Raw genomic sequence first — 16,252 nt, forward strand, 5'->3', positions numbered from 1 at the left:
TGAAGATGGACGGTTCAATGAACCTGGAGACGGGGGCGGCCACCGCCCCCTTCTACCTCGCGCAGAGCGACGAATGCGATGTCTTCGCCGCCGCGCATGCGAACAACCTGCCGGTCTTGCTCAAAGGGCCGACGGGCTGTGGCAAGACCCGGTTCGTAGCCCATATGGCCGCGCAGCTTGGCCGCCCGCTTTATACGGTCGCCTGCCACGACGATCTGGCCGCTGCCGATTTGATTGGCCGGTACCTTCTGAAAGGTGGTGAAACTGTCTGGGTGGACGGGCCTCTGACCCGCGCTGTGCGCGAAGGCGCGATCTGCTATCTCGATGAAGTGGTCGAGGCGCGCAAAGACGTTACTGTTGTGCTGCACCCGCTGACAGACGACCGACGCATTCTGCCAATCGACCGCACCGGCGAAGAACTGGAAGCCGCCCCCGGCTTCATGCTGGTGGCCTCCTATAACCCTGGCTATCAGAACATTCTGAAAACCCTGAAACCTTCGACGCGCCAGCGCTTTATCTCGTTGGAATTCGATTTTCCCGCGCCGGATCTGGAAGCAAAGGTCGTCGCCGAGGAAAGCGGTCTCAGCCTTGAACGCTGCAAGCCGCTGGTGCGGCTGGCGAACAAGCTGCGCGGTCTGAAAGGGCAGGACCTTGAAGAAGGAGTCTCCACCCGGCTTGTGGTCTATGCCGCAACCCTGATCGCGCAGGGCATGTCTACCGATCGCGCCATACTGGCTGCTATGATCGAACCTCTGACTGATGACGAGGATATCAAACGCGGGCTCCTCGATCTTGTCACGGCCGTCTTTGGGTGAGGCCGGCCAATGGTCAAGATCGACTTTGAGCCATGGGAACCCGAAGAAACAATCGGGAAACTGTGGCACACCCTTGCCAGCCGCCTGGATGCACCCAAGGTGCACGATGGAGCCGGTGTCGACCTTTCAGAGGTCGGCGGGCGGCTGGCCGTTCTTTTTCGCGGGCTGGGCGGAAGTCCGAAAGTTGAAATCCGCCCGGTCTCGCCAGAACTATCCCACCACAGGCTGAGCTGGCGGCGCCGGCTGGCCACCGAAGCGGAGCTGTTGCCACGCACCAGTTTTGACGGCGAAGTACTGCGCCTGCCGGACCGTCTGGCCGTGTATCCGTCGCGAGAGGCGAATGGCGCGCTCTATGTCTGGCTCGCTGCCGCCGCTGCTCATGCCGGGGCGCGGGTTTCCGAAGATGATCCGCTCCGTGCTGATCTGAGGGCTCTGGACGCGGCCCGGGATATGGTCGAAGAGACCCTTGACGATGCGCCGGGTTTGCGCCCGCTCTACACCGAGCTGTGCAAGGGGCTGTTGCACCATCGCGCTGAACCCGATCTTCCACCGGCCGAAGCTGCCGTGGAAGCCCTTGTGCGGAATATGTTGGGCGACCCGACGCCGCTGGCGCCGGAAGTCGAACACTTGATGGGTGCACCAGAGAATTCAGCCGCGCCGCGCGGGTATCAACCTTTCCGGCCTGTGCCGTTGTGGCCTGAACTGCGCGAGGTCGGCTTTTCGGAACACCACGAGGCCGAGAGCCGCGACACTGAAGGTCCGCCCGAGGAATCAGGGGAAAAGACCCACCGCGCCCGTCGGCGCAAATCGGATCAGGCCGAGCGAAACGACAGCTTCATCCTGCACAAATTCGAGGCCATTCTCAGCTGGGCCGAGTTCCTCAATCTCAACAGGCGTGTCGACGATGATGATCCCGACAATGCCAAGAAGGCCGCGGACGATCAGGATGAGATCGGTTTGGGCCAAATTTCCAAAGCACCGCCCACACGGTTGAAACTGCATCTCGATCTTGCGCCGGAGGATGTTGACCGCGAACGCCTTTCGGGTCGCGTTCTCTACCCGGAATGGGATGTCCGGACGGGGCAGTATCTACCGGATCATGTCAACGTTCTGACCTCTGACGCGGAAATCCGCGAGGATGCGGCCGAGTTTGGCAAGGACCCTGCCACGGCCCGCCGCGTCCGGGCCGTGAAACGCCAATTCGAGGCGCTGCGGCCGGGGCGCGTGATGACCCGCGGGCATCTCGACGGCGATCAACTGGATATCGAAGCCGCAGTCCGGGCTCAGGTTGATCGACAGGCAAACGGAGAGGCAAATGAAAGGGTCTGGTTGCAATCTCGGCCCGAAGCACGCGACCTCGCTGTCTCCATCCTTCTTGATGTGAGCCGCTCCACCGAAAGTGCGGTCGCGGATCGCGCCGTGATCGACATCGAACGCGAAGCACTGGCCGCGCTGGCTTGGGGGCTCAATGCCTGTGGTGACGACTTTGCGATCCACGCCTTCAGTTCGCTGAAACGACAGCGCGTCTACGTGCAACGGTGCAAGGCCTTCGACGAACCGATGGGGACGTTGGTTGAACAACGGATCGCCTCGCTTCGCCCGGGTTTTTATACTCGGTTGGGCGCCGCCATACGGCACTGTTCGGCCGATCTGGCGACGCAGTCCCGCAAACGGCGGTTGTTGCTGGTGATTACAGATGGCAAGCCCAACGATCTCGACCATTATGAGGGGCGGCACGGCATCGAAGACACCACGATGGCTGTTCGCGAGGCCCGCCGGGCAGGCCAGTCGGTCTTTGGCGTAACCATCGACAAAACCGGGAAAAGTTGGTTTCCACGTATGTTCGGGCAGGGTGGGTTCGCGGTTATCCCGGATCCGAACCGGCTGACCATGGCCTTGCCTCAGATCTATCGGCAACTGGTCGGAGCATGAGCGACGCCTCGCTGGTTGATGACCTGCCGGGCGAATTGCTCATGTGGGTTCTTATCGTCAGTGAGTTGCTGGTCTTTGGCGCGGGGCTTGTCGCATTCATGGCCGTGCGTCTGACCGATCCTGTCGGGTTCGCCGAGGCACAGACGCACCTTCACCAGACCGGAGCAGCCCTGAACACCGTCGTTCTGGTCACTTCGGGCTTTCTTGCCGCCAAAGCCTTGGTGTGGCGTCGGGCAGGCCGGCGCGGTGCGGCAAAGTCCGCGCTTGGAGTGGCAGCCGCGTTGGGCGTTGTTTTCCTCGTCGTGAAGGGTGTGGAATATGCTGACAAAGCCGGGCAGGGGATCACCCCGGAATCGCATCCGTTCTTCATGTTCTATTACCTGCTCACCGGATTTCACGCCGCACATGTGCTTGCCGGGGTGTTCCTTCTGCTGCTGGTGGCCTTACGGGATCACCCGCGAAACATCGAAGCCGGTGCGCAGTTCTGGCACATGGTGGATCTGGTCTGGGTTCTGTTGTTCCCCGTCGTCTATCTGTTGGGGTGAAAAACATGCCAACTTCGTCATCAAAAGAACGACCCATTCGCCAAAGGCATTCGGACCCGCTCGCAGCAGCCTGGCTTTTGCTGCTTGTGCTGAGTCTCACGGCTGCGGCCCTGACAATGTTGCCCGTGCCGCCTAAAGCAATTGGTGTGGGCATTCTGCTGCTGGCATTGGTCAAGGCACGAGTCATTCTGAGCCGCTATCTTGAGCTGCGGCGGTGCCCGGTCATTTTGCGCGGCTTCACGGTCACGCTGACAGGGTTTGTTCTGCTGGTCGGTGCGCTTTTACTGCTATGATCATGATGCAGCGGTGGCCGCCACTGCACGTTCAGTTTAGTCGGCAAACGCTTTGGACAAGTGATCGGGCAATTCGAATTCCGCCAAGACCAGTGCCCGACCTTCAGCCGACATCTTGCGTGCGGTTTTTTCAACGATGCGTTGAATTTTCTCCGGGGTATGCTTGGCCGCAAACGGCGCGAAGTACCATTTCAAGAAAACTAGACAGATGACGTCTTCCAGTGCCTGCACCTCAGTATCCCGCTTGATACCTTCCTTGCGAAGCATGCGTCCAACCGCGTCGACCTCTGGCGCTTCGTAACCTGCGGCCATCATCATTTTCGCAATCACTTCTGCATGGTGAACAGCCTGCGCCTTGCGCCATGCCAGGTAACCGGCACGGCCTTCAGGATACGCGCTGCGGGGCAGTTTCCAGCGTTCGACATGCTGCCCGCGCGCCGCGATCTGCAACAGTTCCGACGCATCCGGCAGTCGTTCCGCCAATTCCGCGCTCATGCGTTCTCCGTAAAGCAAAGCCTCGGGCTGTCCTTCGTCGGTTTTAGGGTCGACGGCATTGGCCGCGTCGATCGCGTTCAGAACGATCTGCATCCGGTCACTCATGACTTGCTCCAGCTTTCGGCAGGATCGGCTTCGGCATAATCGCGCAATGCGGAAACATCCGAGATTTCGGCGTGGTTGCGTTTGACCACGACGCCCGCCGTTTTCAACCGGGTAAAGGCGCGGCTCAAGCTTTCGGGTTTCATGCCCAAACGTCCTGCGATCAGCATCTTGTCGTAGGGCAGCGTGACGTCGCAGCTAATTGCCTCGTCGTCGCACAGGGTCAGCAGAAACTCGGCCACCCGCTGGGCTCCGGTCTGGGCTTTCAGCTGCTCCAACTGCGCCACAAGAGAGTGCAGATGTGTAAATGTAGAGGCCAGGATCGAAACGCAGATTTCGGGATCCCGTTTCATCAGGGAGGTAAAGACCTGAGCCGGGATCTGCATGACTTCGCATGCGGTCACAGCCTGCGCCGAAACCGGATAAGGCGAGTTGCGGAGTGCGACAGCCTCGCCAAAGCTTTCGCCGCGGGTAAAGACGCTCACGACAGCTTCGGAGCCCGTGGGCGCCATCCGAAACAGCTTGATCCATCCATCCAGAACCACATGAATCACCTTTGCGGTTTCTTCCTGAAGAAACAGGGTTTCTCCGCGTTCGTAGTGCCGCCAGCTGGCCTGAGACAGCAGGGTTTCCACATGCTGTTCCGGAAGTGACTTTATCAGCAGCGAATTGCGGGCAATCGCTTTGTGGGCTTCATGCGCCAAAGGCCGGTTCCTTCCCGTTTCCGACAACTCGATCAGTCGCCGTGCGTTTTTTAGGTTGCCGCACAGACTATGCCAAAGTCTCGCCCTTCGCACCCGGTAATTTGGCCCGGCGGAATCTCCGGCCCTTTGCTTGACTATAGTCATGTAAAGGATCGGGATCGGCGCCTAGCCTTTCTCCCAACATGCAATGTGTCGGGAGCGCGTCATGGATTTCGATCGATTTTTCACACAAAGCCTGAACAGTTTGCGCGAGGACGGAAATTATCGGGTTTTCATCGACTTGCAACGTCGTTGCGGCGCCTTTCCAAATGCCAGCCAGACTGACGGCGCTGTTCGACGTGACGTGCGGATCTGGTGTTCCAACGACTATCTCGGCATGGGCCAGCACCCCAAGGTATTGACCGCCATGCACGATGCGCTTGATCGCTGCGGCGCGGGGGCAGGTGGGACACGAAACATTTCGGGCACCACCCATGACCATGTATTGCTGGAAGCTGAGCTTGCGGACCTTCACCAAAAGGAGGCCGCGCTGCTGTTCACCTCGGGTTATGTGTCGAACTGGGCGGCATTGGGAACACTGGCATCAAAGATCCCCGGCATGATCGTGTTCTCCGACGCCCTCAACCATGCCTCGATGATTGAGGGTGTCCGCCATTCCCGTGCACAAAAGGTAATCTGGAAACATAACGATCTTGCTGATCTCGAAGAAAAACTGGCGGCAGCGGACCCCGACGCGCCCAAGATGATCGCGTTTGAATCCGTCTACTCAATGGATGGAGATATTGCTCCGATCGCGCAGATCTGTGATCTGGCGGACAAATACGGCGCGATGACCTATCTCGATGAGGTTCATGCAGTTGGCCTGTATGGCCCGAGGGGCGGCGGAATTGCCGAACGCGAGGGCCTGATGCACCGCCTTACGGTCATCGAGGGAACGCTTGGGAAAGCCTATGGTGTTGTCGGAGGGTACATCGCGGCTTCTGCCGCGTTGTGTGATTTCGTGCGCAGCTTTGCCAGCGGTTTCATATTCACCACGGCGCTTCCTCCGGCGATTGCAGCGGGTGCAGCAGCTTCGATTCGTCATCTGAAGGTGTCGCAAGTTGAACGCGAGGCGCAGCAAGCGCGGGTTGCTCAGGTCAGAGCGCGTCTTGACGCGCAGGGGATCCCGCATTTGCCGAACCCCAGCCACATCATCCCGGTCATGGTGGGCGATCCGGTGAAATGCAAATTCCTGTCCGACACGCTTTTGGACGAGTTTGGGATCTACATTCAACCGATCAACTACCCGACGGTGCCCAAGGGAACCGAGAGGCTGCGGATCACTCCGTCACCCGTTCACACGGACGCTGATGTCGATCATCTGGTGGCTGCCCTGTCCGACCTCTGGCAACGATGCCAGATTGCCCGGATGCCGATGGCTGCTCAATAAATTCAAATACTTAAGGCTTACCCAAGGGCATGATCAAAATTTCTCTTCGCGCATGACAATTGTCAATTCGCGCGGGGCTTGGTGGGCCTAAACAAGCACTGTAGAAAACTGAAACCGGTTCGTTCCATGTTCGCGCGGCTCCCTTTGCCAAGTTATGAGAGACAGTCCATTCCTCCCCGGGCTGGTTCCGCTCGGGTTCTGTCCGGTTTGTTGGGGGTGCTGGCGTTGGTTTTGCAACTGCTGGTGCCCTCCTTTTCTTCTGCAGCTCCGTATTCCGCCGGTGATTGGATCGAAGTTTGCGCCGATTTGGGCGTGATCCTCGTGCAGATCGACCCGGAAACCGGCGAGCCGGTCGAAGGGGAATGCCCGAAATGCGATAGCTGCACGATGTGCGCCGTGGGTGGTGGGCTGCTCAATTCGGCGGCGAAAACCGCACAGGTTCCCGCCCGTCTGGCAGAGGGCTCCCTGATAAAGGCACTGGATGTGGTTCCTGCCAGCTCTGCGCCTCTGTGGCCATCTGGCCGCGGCCCCCCGACTGGACCCAATGACATAAAACAACGCGCGATGTGCGCGTTCGCGGCTCCAACTTTCAAGACAGGAGGTGTGCCGTGGACATGACGCGCATCCTCAGATCCGGCCTGACCATTGTCGCAGTTTTACTGGCTAATCTGGTCACCAGCCCGGCGAGCGCGGACAGCCTCGCTTCCTTCCTGCCCGATATTATTCCGTCAGAGCTTGCACCCGGCGCCGATGCGTTCGGACCGGTGCGCGAGGACGTCAAAGTCGCCCCTGTTCTGAAGGGTGGCGAAACAGTTGCCTGGGCATTTCTGACATCGGATTTTGTCGGCACAACAGGATACTCGGGTAAGCCCATTCATGTGGTCGCCGCCATTGATGCCGATGCGGTTCTGACCGGTGTCAAGCTGGTCGCTCACTCCGAACCAATCGTGCTGATCGGAATTCCCAACTCGAAAATGGTCGCTTTGACCGAAGGATATGCAGGTCTGGATCTCAAGCGAGAAGCTGAGACTGGCGGTGAAGGGCACGACCTCGACATCATTTCAGGCGCAACCGTAACCATCATGGTAATCGACGACAGCCTTGTGCGCGGTGGCCTCAAAGTGGCGCGTGCGCTGGGACTTGGTGGCTTGTCGCCCCTGACACCGGGCGGACCCAAGCGCGAGATCGATATGGGGAAGCAGGGTGTCGAGGATTGGCACACGCTATCCGGCGACGGCTCGGTCCGGCGGATGACGCTGGATGTTGGGCAAGTCAACGCGGCCTTTGAGGCCACCGGAGACCAGCGCGCCATCAAGCGACCGGAACCCGGCGAACCGGACGATACGTTCATCGACATGCACATGGCGCTTGTTTCGGTCCCTTCGATCGGTAAGTCGCTGCTGGGCGAAGCCGAATACAAGAACCTGACCGATTGGCTTGAAGAGGGCGAACATGCCATCCTCGTTCTTGGCCGCGGTTCCTACAGCTTCAAGGGGTCGGGCTATGTGCGCGGCGGAATTTTTGATCGTATCCAGCTGATCCAAGGGGATCGCTCGGTCCGGTTCTTTGACAAACAGCAAAGACGTCTCGGTGAGGTTGCCGCCGACGGCGCCCCCAGCTTCGTCGAACTGGATGTCTTCAAGATACCCGCCGATGCGGAATTCGACCCGGCGGAGCCGTTTCGGCTTCAGCTTCTGGTGCAGCGGGCCATCGGAGCGGTTGAGAAAACATTCCTGACTTTCGACCTCGGCTATCGCCTGCCAGAACAGTACCTGTTGCCGGTCGCAGCACCTGCTGTGGTCGACGATGCCAGCAGCGAAGCGGCAGCCAAGTCGGCGCTGTGGCAGCGAATCTGGCGGGACCGGCAGGTCGAAATCGCAGCACTGGGTGTCATGCTCGCTGTGCTGACCGCCGTGTTCTTCTTCCAGTTTCAGGCCACCGCCAATGCACGAGTCTTTTATTGGTTCCGTGTCGGTTATCTGACGGTCACCCTGTTCTTTCTCGGCTGGTACGCAAACGCTCAGCTCTCCGTGGTCAACCTAATGGCACTGGCCGGGTCGCTGCGCAGCGGTTTCACCTGGGATGCCTTCCTGCTAGATCCGCTGGTTTTCATCCAGTGGTTCGCTGTAGCGGCTGCACTGATCTTCTGGGGGCGCGGCGCCTATTGCGGCTGGCTGTGCCCATTCGGCGCCCTGCAGGAGCTGACCAACAAGATTGCGCGTGCGCTCCGAGTTCCGCAATGGACCTTACCCTGGGGCCTGAATGAACGGCTGTGGCCGCTGAAGTACATGATCTTTCTGGGGCTTTTCGGGATCTCAATGGTGTCGATATCTATGGCGGAAACCTATGCTGAGATCGAGCCCTTCAAGACCGCGATCATCCTGAAATTCATGCGCGATTGGCCGTTCGTGGTCTTCGCCCTGATCCTGCTGTTGATCGGCCTGTTCGTCGAACGTTTCTATTGCCGCTACCTGTGCCCGCTGGGCGCGGCGCTGGCGATCCCTGCAAGGATCCGCATGTTCGACTGGCTCAAGCGCTACAAGGAATGCGGAAGCCCCTGCCAAACCTGCCGTAACGAGTGCCCCGTTCAGGCGATCCATCCCACGGGTGAGATCAACCCGAACGAATGCGTCACCTGCCTGCATTGTCAGGTTCTCTATCAGTCCGAGAGCAAATGCCCCGTCATCATCCGCCAACTCAAGCGGCGGGCAAAGACCGGGACAACCGACCCGGCGGGGTCTCTCGGACAGCCACCGGCGAACCATCCGAACGCCAAAAATACAGTCGTTTCCTAAAGGAGGAAGATATGTCGGAACACGAAAACAAACTGAACTTAACCCGTCGGGGCCTGTTGGGTGCCAGCGCAACCGGGGCAGTTCTGGCCGGGACCGGTCTCGGTGCCACGCTGATGACCGCAAAGGAGGCCAGTGCTGCTGCAAACGCCAGCCTCGCACCGGGTGAATTGGACGAGTATTACGGCTTCTGGTCGTCAGGCCAGACCGGGGAACTGCGTATCCTTGGCGTGCCGTCCATGCGCGAACTGATGCGGGTGCCGGTGTTCAACCGCTGCTCGGCCACCGGCTGGGGTCAGACCAACGAGTCGCTGAAAGTGTTGACCGAGGGCCTGCTGCCGGAAACCAAGCAGTTCCTCGCAGCCAACGGCAAGGTCACTTATGACAACGGCGACTTGCACCACCCCCATATGTCGTTCACCGACGGCACCTATGATGGCCGTTACCTGTTCATGAACGACAAGGCCAACACGCGAGTGGCGCGCGTCCGCTGCGACGTGATGAAATGCGACAAGATCATCGAAATCCCGAATGCGCATGACATTCACGGCCTGCGACCGCAGAAATATCCGCGTACCGGTTATGTCTTTGCCAATGGTGAGCACGAAGCGCCGCTGGTCAATGACGGTCAGATTCTTGACGATCCGTCGCAGTATGTGAACATCTTCACCGCAATCGATGGCGACACCATGGAAGTTGCATGGCAGGTGATCGTGTCGGGCAACCTCGACAACACCGATTGCGACTATCAGGGCAAATACGCCTTCTCGACCTCCTACAACTCGGAAATGGGTATGAACCTGGCCGAGATGACCGAAGCCGAGATGGACCATGTCGTGGTGTTCAACATCAAGGCAATCGAAGAAGCCATTGCCGCGGGCAATTACAAGGAGATGAAAGGGGCCAAGGTTGTCGACGGTCGCAAGGAAGCGGGCAGCAACTTTACACGTTACATCCCGATCCCGAACTCGCCCCATGGCGTGAACGCGGCACCTGACAAAAAGCACATCATGATCAACGGCAAGCTGTCGCCCACCGTCTCGGTGATCGACGTCGAAAAAGTCGATGCGCTGTTTGCCGATGGTGCCGACGAACGCTCCTGCATCGTGGCCGAGCCGCAGCTGGGCCTTGGCCCGCTCCATACTGCGTTCGATGGCAAAGGTAATGCCTACACCACGCTGTTCCTGGACAGCCAGGTTGTGAAGTGGGACATCGCCAAGGCGATCGAAGCCTTCGCCGGTGCTGATGTGGACCCGATCGTGGACAAGGTCGACGTGCATTATCAGCCGGGTCACAACTCGACCTCGATGGGTGAAACCGCCGAAGCCGACGGCAAGTGGCTGATCTCGATGAACAAGTTCTCTAAAGACCGGTTCCTGAACGTGGGTCCGCTGAAGCCAGAGAACGAGCAGTTGATCGACATCTCGGGCGACAAGATGAAGGTGGTTCACGATGGCCCGACTTTTGCCGAACCGCATGACTCGATCATCGTCCACCGTTCCAAGGTGAACCCAGTCAATGTCTGGGACCGCAACGACCCGACTTGGGAAGATGCGCGTAAACAGGCCGAAGCCGATGGCGTGAACCTCGACGACGGTGCCGACGAGCCAATCCGGGACGGCAACAAGGTGCGGGTCTACATGACTTCGACAGCGCCGACCTTCTCGATGGAGAAGTTCACCGTCAAGCAGGGTGACGAGGTGACGATCTACGTGACCAACCTCGACGATGTGGATGACGTGACCCACGGGCTTTGCATGGCCAACTATGGTGTCGCAATGGAGATCGGGCCGCAGGCAACCGCCTCGATTACATTCATTGCAGATCGTCCGGGCGTGCATTGGTTCTATTGCCAGTGGTTCTGCCACGCGCTGCACATGGAAATGCGCGGCCGGATGTTCGTCGAACCCCGCGGAGCATAAACCGATGCGTTGGCCCCTGATCCTATCGTTACTTGTCTGCATGCCTCTTGGTGTTCCTGCCTGGGCGGCGGATTGGAACGTGCCGAACCGGGCAGGGGCCATTGCCGAAACTCTGGCGCAGGCGGAGGAGGGTGACGTTCTCCGCCTGTCGCCCGGCACATACAATGAGCAGTTGGTTCTGGACCGGCCCGTCACAATTGACGGGCAGGGACAAGCCACTATCGACGGGCTGGGCTCGGGCAGCGTGATTACCGTGACCGGTCCGGGTGTGATCCTGCGAGGGCTGACAGTAATCGGTTCCGGCTCAGATCACGAAAATATCGACAGCGGCATCAAGCTGACCAAGTCGGCGGTTGCGCCAATCGTTGAAAACAATGTTCTGCTCGGAAACCTCTATGGCGTCGATGTCCACGGTGCAAAGGACAGCCTTGTAAAAGGCAACCGGATCGAAGGCCGACAAGATCGCCACATGAACGCGCGTGGCAATGGAATATATATATGGAACGCGCCGGGTGCAGTGGTCGAGGAGAATGACGTCCGATATGGCCGCGATGGCATCTTCGTGAACTCTTCGAAGAAGAACATTTTTAGAAACAACCTATTCCGCGACCTGCGCTTCGCTGTGCACTACATGTATGCCGATCATTCCGAGGTTTCTGGAAATGTCTCGATCGGCAACGATCTAGGCTATGCGGTCATGTTCACTTCGCGGGTCAAGGTGATTGGCAATGTCTCTGTCAACGACCGAGAACACGGCGTGATGCTGAACTACGCAAATCGCAGCGAGATTTCGGGGAATGTCGTGATTGGTGCAAAAGAGAAATGCACCTTCCTCTACAATGCGAACAAGAACTCGTTCACCGACAACTGGTTTCAGGGCTGCGGTATCGGTATCCACTTTACAGCCGGGTCCGAGGGCAACCAGATTGTTGGCAACTCGTTCGTTGGAAATCGTACACAAGTCAAATTCGTTTCGACCAAGTGGCATGAGTGGTCAGTGGATGGCCGTGGCAATCACTGGTCGGACTTTGCCGCTTTTGACGTGGACGGCAACGGAATCGCCGATGCGCCCTATCGTCCGAATGACAGCATGGATCACGTGCTCTGGACGCAACCTGCGGCCAAGCTACTGCTCGGTTCCCCCGCCGTGCAGTTGGTGCGCTGGTCTCAATCCGCCTTTCCAGCCCTGTTGCCGGGCGGCGTGATCGACAGCAACCCACTTATGACCCCCAATTCACCCCCAGCTATACAAAAGGTGCCTCATGACCGATAAGGCCCTGACAATCAGAAATGTTTGCAAGGATCGCGGAAAATCACGCGTCCTGAGCGATATCGACCTGTCTCTTGTACCGGGCGAGCGCGTTGCGCTGCTTGGGCACAATGGAGCGGGCAAATCCACCCTTATCAAATCCATTCTCGGACTGACTTCGGTCGGAAGCGGATCCATCCAAATTGGAAAATCCAAACCCGGTAGCGCAGCGGCGCGACGGGACACCGCCTATCTGCCCGAAGCCGTGTCATTCCACCCGGCCCTGACAGGGCGCGAACAACTGACGCTGTTTGCCCGGCTTTCGGGTCAAAAGGCTGACATTGCCGGCCTGCTGGAGCGCGTCGGTCTGAGCGCGGCGCTGGATCGACGGATCGGCACCTACTCCAAGGGCATGCGTCAGCGACTGGGTCTTGCCCAGGTGTTGCTAGGGCGACCGAAACTGGCGTTGCTCGACGAGCCCACAAGCGGCTTGGACCCTATTTCGCGTCAGGATCTTTACGCAATCATTGACGAGCTGGCAGGGCAGGGGACGGCGGTTCTGATCGCCTCGCACGCGTTGACCGAGGTGGAGGCGCGCACAGACCGGATCGCAATTTTGCGAAACGGGGTGAAGGTCGCCGATGATACGCTTGCCAACCTTTCGGAACTGGCCGGTCTACCGATCCGATTGAGAGTTCGCGCAGCCGAAAACGCGGATGCACTGGCCGCAGAAATCGGCGGCACGCGCGTCAATGGTGCCTCGGTTGAGTTGCTTTGCTCCCCGGCAGACAAGATGGAAGCCCTGCGTCGCATTGCCGGGCTGGGCGAGGCCGTTGCGGATGTCGAGATGACGCCGCCGCGCCTCGAAGATCTCTACAGACATTACGCACGGGAGGGCCTGCAATGACACGCTTCCTCGCAATCGCAAGCGCCGAGATGCTGATCCTGCGTCGCAACCGCTGGCTCTTTGTCGCGACCCTGATCATGGTGTTGTTTGCATTGGCCCTGACCTTTGCCGGCAGTGCACCAACCGGCACGCTAGGGGTCGACATGCTGACCGTTTCAGTCGCGTCCATGACAACCCTTTCGGTTTACCTCGCCCCGCTGCTGGCCCTGATGATTTCGTTCGATGCAATTGCAGGTGACGCGGATCGCGGGTCTCTGGCCTTGCTATTGTCGTATCCGGCCGGTCGCGGTGAGATCCTGCTGGGAAAGTTTACCGCACATCTGGCGGCTCTGGCCTTTGCGATGATCGTCGGTTTCGGAACCGCAGGCGCCGTCGCCGCATGGTTTGGTGGTGCTGGTACCGATAGCCTTTTGGCCTTGTTGCGGTTGATACTCACGTCGATTCTGCTGGGCGCGGTCTTTCTCGCGCTGGGTTACCTGCTGTCTGCCCTCGGTGGGGGAGCCACGGCGGCGGCAGGTCTGTCGGCCGGGCTCTGGCTCATCTTCGTTGTCCTCTATGATCTCGGTCTGCTGGGGGCCGTAGTCATGGATGGCGACGGCACATTCACCCGCACGGTGTTTCCCTGGGTGATGGTGGCCAACCCGGCCGACGCATTCCGCTTGTGGAACATTTCCGCGACAGAAGGTGTTGCCATGGCATCTGGTATGAGCGGTGCTGCGCAGGCGTTGCCCGCTTGGGCGGCCCCGGCCTCGCTCTTGATCTGGCCGGTTGTTGGCTTTGGCCTTGCCCGTGCCGCATTTCGGAGGGTGGAACCATGAGGCACCTGTTGATCCTGACACTTGTTGCGCCCTTGGTGCTGTCGGCCTGCAAGGAAGACGTGGCTGACGTGCCGCCGCCGGCCGAATTGTCCGAGGAGACTTTGAGTTTCTTCTGCCAGATGAACGTTGCAGAACACGGTGGCCCCAAGGGGCAAATACACCTGGCGGGTTACCCGCAACCTCTCTTTTTTGCGCAGGTGAGGGACATGGTGGCGTATCTCAAGAGCCCAGAGCGTGATGCCGAGATTACAGCCGTCTATGTTAGCGACATGGCACAGGCAAATAGCTGGAAAAACCCCGGTACAGGCAACTGGATAACCGCCGAAGCCGCAACCTTCGTGATCGGGGCCGGTGTCGCAGGGGGAATGGGTGCCCCCGAAATCGTCCCCTTTGCTACCGAACAAGGGGCCGCAGAATTCATTTCTCGTTACGGCGGAGAGCCTGTGCCGCTCTCCGCGATCCCTGACGAGGCTGCCCTTGCACCTGTCGATCTGACGCAAGTTTTGGAGACACCGGCATGACGAGGTTGAATCGGCGCCGCTTCTTGACCCTTGCCGCTTCGGCCGCGGCGCTGCCGGGTTACGCCGGAACTGGACAAACAGCCTATTGGCGCGGAACCGCTTTGGGCGCATCGGCAACGATGCAGCTTGAAGGGCTGACGCAGGAAGCTGCCAATCCGGTCTTTGCCGCGGTCGAGGCCGAATTGTTGCGTTTGGAGAATGTCTTCAGCCTTTATCGTCCGGGCTCGCAGATCAGCCAGCTCAATCTTAATGGAGAGATAACGACGCCCTCTCCGGAACTGCTCGAAGTGCTGAGCCTGTCTGCCTCGTTGCATCGAGCGTCCGGTGGGGTTTTCGATCCGACGGTCCAGCCGCTTTGGCTTGCCAGCGCGGAGGGAAAAGGGATGCGCCGAGCGCGTGCTGCTGTGGGATGGAGCAAGCTGCGGGTAGACCCGAAGCGCATTGCCTTCTCTGAACCGGGCATGGGGCTGACGCTAAACGGAATTGCCCAGGGTGCCATTACGGACAAGATCGCAGCGCTACTGCGCACTTACGGATTGCGCGATGTATTGCTGGATACGGGGGAGGTTGCGGCCTTCGGCCGTAAATCGGACGGATCATTCTGGAATGCCGGGATAAGTGACCCGGATGGAAAGGTGCGCCATCGAATAATTTTGCAAGACCGTGCCCTCGCAACGTCGGCACCGGTATTCGCGATGCCCGGAAATGAGCAGGTTTCAAGGCACATCTTGCGTCCCAACGGAGAGCAGGCGCTGCGCAAACTGGTCTCGGTTTCGGCGCCGACCGCGGCCCTGGCCGACGGGCTTTCGACCGCGGCTTGCCTACTGTCCGACCAAGGCTTGACGAGCTTGATGGCAGAGTTTCCCGCGGCCAATCTCGAACGGGTTGTGTAAGGCCGGAAATTTCGCTGATTGAAACTTTTTCAGGCTGGCGGGAACTGAGAATGCGCAATGCAGTTCAGTCACGGGCAAACTAGGGTAGGGGCCGCTTGGAGCATACTCAATTTTCGGTTTGCCAGCAGTGAGAACTTGGAATAGAAGGCACCCCAGCGTCGTTCCGGCCTTGTCTGTAGCTCAAGTTCACCAATCTTGAAATCGACAATTGACACCGGTGCATTGCTCAGCCAGAAGGCCAAAAGCCTTGCGGCTTGCCCCTATAGCTCAGCTGGTAGAGCAACTGATTTGTAATCAGTAGGTCCGCGGTTCGAGTCCGTGTGGGGGCACCACTTCACCTTAGCAAGCACCTGAAAGCTAAGGAGATAAGGCCTCCCGCGTCATTCCTGTAACACATTGTGTAACACAGGGCGGACACATATATGGCTCTAATGACCAAACTAAAGCACGTAGATCGACTCAAGGACGGGTCTCTCAGATATCGCCGTAGGATTCCCCTAGCAGTTCAGGAGGCCGTGGGAAGGAAGGTCTTTCAACAGCGCTTTAGGGCCAAGGGAGGTTCCGCCCTGATCAAGGAATATGCCAAGGTGGAGAGCCTTGAGCCTCGTTTGTTCCGATCACCCGGCACGCTTTCATTATCAAACTGAATGCCTCGCGCCGGTTCTCAACACCGCCGGCAAGCTGGTTGGCATTCGTTTCACACAGTCTAGGAAGGTTTTGGACTACCGCGAACCGGCGGCATCCGAAAGATCACTCTGGCAGCCTTCCAACCAGAACCTGAGCCGCAGCGTGAGAGGCGCAGCAGAGGAAAAACTCGTTCGCGTATTGACGATGC

The 16,252-nt window shown here is 59.0% G+C and carries 15 protein-coding genes and 1 tRNA gene; 14 read left to right on the forward strand and 2 right to left on the reverse strand.

Annotated features, from left to right (window positions below; genetic code table 11):
• The first annotated feature begins 5 nt into the window (after positions 1 to 5).
• The 4 genes from ACP15U_RS13600 to ACP15U_RS13615 are packed head-to-tail and all read left to right on the forward strand — an operon-like array spanning position 6 to position 3,585.
• Positions 6 to 815 carry a CbbQ/NirQ/NorQ/GpvN family protein gene (locus ACP15U_RS13600; protein ID WP_425045688.1) on the forward strand — a complete coding sequence of 270 codons (810 nt, stop codon included), beginning with the start codon at positions 6 to 8 and terminating at the stop codon, positions 813 to 815.
• Positions 816 to 824: 9 nt separating this feature from the next.
• The gene (locus tag ACP15U_RS13605) at positions 825 to 2,747 is read left to right on the forward strand and encodes a nitric oxide reductase activation protein NorD (RefSeq protein ID WP_425045689.1); all 1,923 of its coding nucleotides are present in this window, start codon (positions 825 to 827) and stop codon (positions 2,745 to 2,747) included.
• The gene (locus tag ACP15U_RS13610) at positions 2,744 to 3,292 is read left to right on the forward strand and encodes a cytochrome c oxidase subunit 3 (RefSeq protein WP_425045690.1); all 549 of its coding nucleotides are present in this window, start codon (positions 2,744 to 2,746) and stop codon (positions 3,290 to 3,292) included. Before ACP15U_RS13605 ends, ACP15U_RS13610 begins: the two co-directional genes overlap by 4 nt.
• 5 nt (positions 3,293 to 3,297) lie before the next feature.
• Positions 3,298 to 3,585, forward strand: coding sequence for a cytochrome C oxidase subunit IV family protein (locus tag ACP15U_RS13615; protein WP_425045691.1), 288 nt, complete (start codon positions 3,298 to 3,300; stop codon positions 3,583 to 3,585).
• A gap of 36 nt (positions 3,586 to 3,621) precedes the next feature.
• Here ACP15U_RS13615 and ACP15U_RS13620 read toward each other — a convergent pair whose 3' ends face one another.
• A complete protein-coding gene (locus ACP15U_RS13620; protein ID WP_425045692.1) occupies positions 3,622 to 4,185 on the reverse strand; it encodes a DUF4202 domain-containing protein in 564 nt (187 codons plus the stop codon).
• Positions 4,182 to 4,886 carry a Crp/Fnr family transcriptional regulator gene (locus tag ACP15U_RS13625; protein ID WP_425045693.1) on the reverse strand — a complete coding sequence of 235 codons (705 nt, stop codon included), beginning with the start codon at positions 4,884 to 4,886 and terminating at the stop codon, positions 4,182 to 4,184. The genes ACP15U_RS13620 and ACP15U_RS13625 overlap by 4 nt, the downstream gene beginning before the upstream one ends.
• Before the next feature lie 205 nt (positions 4,887 to 5,091).
• Here ACP15U_RS13625 and hemA point away from each other — a divergent pair, with 205 nt between their 5' ends.
• The 10 genes from hemA to ACP15U_RS13675 all read left to right on the forward strand — a co-directional run bounded on the left by hemA (position 5,092) and on the right by ACP15U_RS13675 (position 15,749).
• Positions 5,092 to 6,315 (forward strand): 5-aminolevulinate synthase, encoded by a 1,224-nt coding sequence (hemA, locus tag ACP15U_RS13630; RefSeq protein ID WP_425045694.1) that lies wholly within the window; start codon positions 5,092 to 5,094, stop codon positions 6,313 to 6,315.
• A 225-nt stretch (positions 6,316 to 6,540) separates the two neighbouring features.
• Positions 6,541 to 6,933 carry a hypothetical protein gene (locus tag ACP15U_RS13635; RefSeq protein ID WP_425045695.1) on the forward strand — a complete coding sequence of 131 codons (393 nt, stop codon included), beginning with the start codon at positions 6,541 to 6,543 and terminating at the stop codon, positions 6,931 to 6,933.
• On the forward strand, positions 6,930 to 9,110 hold the full coding sequence (locus tag ACP15U_RS13640; RefSeq protein ID WP_425045793.1) for a 4Fe-4S binding protein: 2,181 nt from the start codon (positions 6,930 to 6,932) through the stop codon (positions 9,108 to 9,110). Before ACP15U_RS13635 ends, ACP15U_RS13640 begins: the two co-directional genes overlap by 4 nt.
• Before the next feature lie 11 nt (positions 9,111 to 9,121).
• Complete coding sequence (nosZ, locus tag ACP15U_RS13645) at positions 9,122 to 11,029, forward strand: TAT-dependent nitrous-oxide reductase (protein WP_425045696.1); 1,908 nt, start codon at positions 9,122 to 9,124, stop codon at positions 11,027 to 11,029.
• Between the two features lie 4 nt (positions 11,030 to 11,033).
• Entirely contained in the window at positions 11,034 to 12,302 is a 1,269-nt protein-coding gene (locus tag ACP15U_RS13650; RefSeq protein ID WP_425045697.1) for a nitrous oxide reductase family maturation protein NosD, read from the forward strand.
• Complete coding sequence (locus ACP15U_RS13655) at positions 12,292 to 13,185, forward strand: ABC transporter ATP-binding protein (protein WP_425045698.1); 894 nt, start codon at positions 12,292 to 12,294, stop codon at positions 13,183 to 13,185. Before ACP15U_RS13650 ends, ACP15U_RS13655 begins: the two co-directional genes overlap by 11 nt.
• Entirely contained in the window at positions 13,182 to 14,003 is an 822-nt protein-coding gene (locus ACP15U_RS13660; RefSeq protein ID WP_425045699.1) for an ABC transporter permease, read from the forward strand. The genes ACP15U_RS13655 and ACP15U_RS13660 overlap by 4 nt, the downstream gene beginning before the upstream one ends.
• A complete protein-coding gene (locus ACP15U_RS13665; RefSeq protein ID WP_425045700.1) occupies positions 14,000 to 14,524 on the forward strand; it encodes a nitrous oxide reductase accessory protein NosL in 525 nt (174 codons plus the stop codon). Before ACP15U_RS13660 ends, ACP15U_RS13665 begins: the two co-directional genes overlap by 4 nt.
• Positions 14,521 to 15,417, forward strand: a complete 897-nt coding sequence (locus ACP15U_RS13670; protein WP_425045701.1) for an FAD:protein FMN transferase — start codon at positions 14,521 to 14,523, stop codon at positions 15,415 to 15,417. Before ACP15U_RS13665 ends, ACP15U_RS13670 begins: the two co-directional genes overlap by 4 nt.
• Before the next feature lie 256 nt (positions 15,418 to 15,673).
• Positions 15,674 to 15,749, forward strand: a tRNA-Thr gene (locus tag ACP15U_RS13675).
• Positions 15,750 to 16,252: the final 503 nt, after the last annotated feature.

This window comes from Primorskyibacter sp. S87, from assembly GCF_049801055.1.
GTDB lineage: Bacteria > Pseudomonadota > Alphaproteobacteria > Rhodobacterales > Rhodobacteraceae > JBNAGF01.

What these genes read in the sequence shown, in the direction of transcription:
- ACP15U_RS13665 (WP_425045700.1), top strand. Translation starts at nt 14,000, where the DNA reads ATGAGGCACCTGTTGATCCTGACACTTGTTGCGCCCTTGGTGCTGTCG.
- hemA (WP_425045694.1), top strand. Translation starts at nt 5,092, where the DNA reads ATGGATTTCGATCGATTTTTCACACAAAGCCTGAACAGTTTGCGCGAG.
- ACP15U_RS13660 (WP_425045699.1), top strand. Translation starts at nt 13,182, where the DNA reads ATGACACGCTTCCTCGCAATCGCAAGCGCCGAGATGCTGATCCTGCGT.
- ACP15U_RS13605 (WP_425045689.1), top strand. Translation starts at nt 825, where the DNA reads ATGGTCAAGATCGACTTTGAGCCATGGGAACCCGAAGAAACAATCGGG.
- ACP15U_RS13640 (WP_425045793.1), top strand. Translation starts at nt 6,930, where the DNA reads ATGACGCGCATCCTCAGATCCGGCCTGACCATTGTCGCAGTTTTACTG.
- ACP15U_RS13650 (WP_425045697.1), top strand. Translation starts at nt 11,034, where the DNA reads ATGCGTTGGCCCCTGATCCTATCGTTACTTGTCTGCATGCCTCTTGGT.
- ACP15U_RS13615 (WP_425045691.1), top strand. Translation starts at nt 3,298, where the DNA reads ATGCCAACTTCGTCATCAAAAGAACGACCCATTCGCCAAAGGCATTCG.
- ACP15U_RS13655 (WP_425045698.1), top strand. Translation starts at nt 12,292, where the DNA reads ATGACCGATAAGGCCCTGACAATCAGAAATGTTTGCAAGGATCGCGGA.
- nosZ (WP_425045696.1), top strand. Translation starts at nt 9,122, where the DNA reads ATGTCGGAACACGAAAACAAACTGAACTTAACCCGTCGGGGCCTGTTG.
- ACP15U_RS13600 (WP_425045688.1), top strand. Translation starts at nt 6, where the DNA reads ATGGACGGTTCAATGAACCTGGAGACGGGGGCGGCCACCGCCCCCTTC.
- ACP15U_RS13670 (WP_425045701.1), top strand. Translation starts at nt 14,521, where the DNA reads ATGACGAGGTTGAATCGGCGCCGCTTCTTGACCCTTGCCGCTTCGGCC.
- ACP15U_RS13610 (WP_425045690.1), top strand. Translation starts at nt 2,744, where the DNA reads ATGAGCGACGCCTCGCTGGTTGATGACCTGCCGGGCGAATTGCTCATG.
- ACP15U_RS13620 (WP_425045692.1), bottom strand. Translation starts at nt 4,185, where the DNA reads ATGAGTGACCGGATGCAGATCGTTCTGAACGCGATCGACGCGGCCAAT.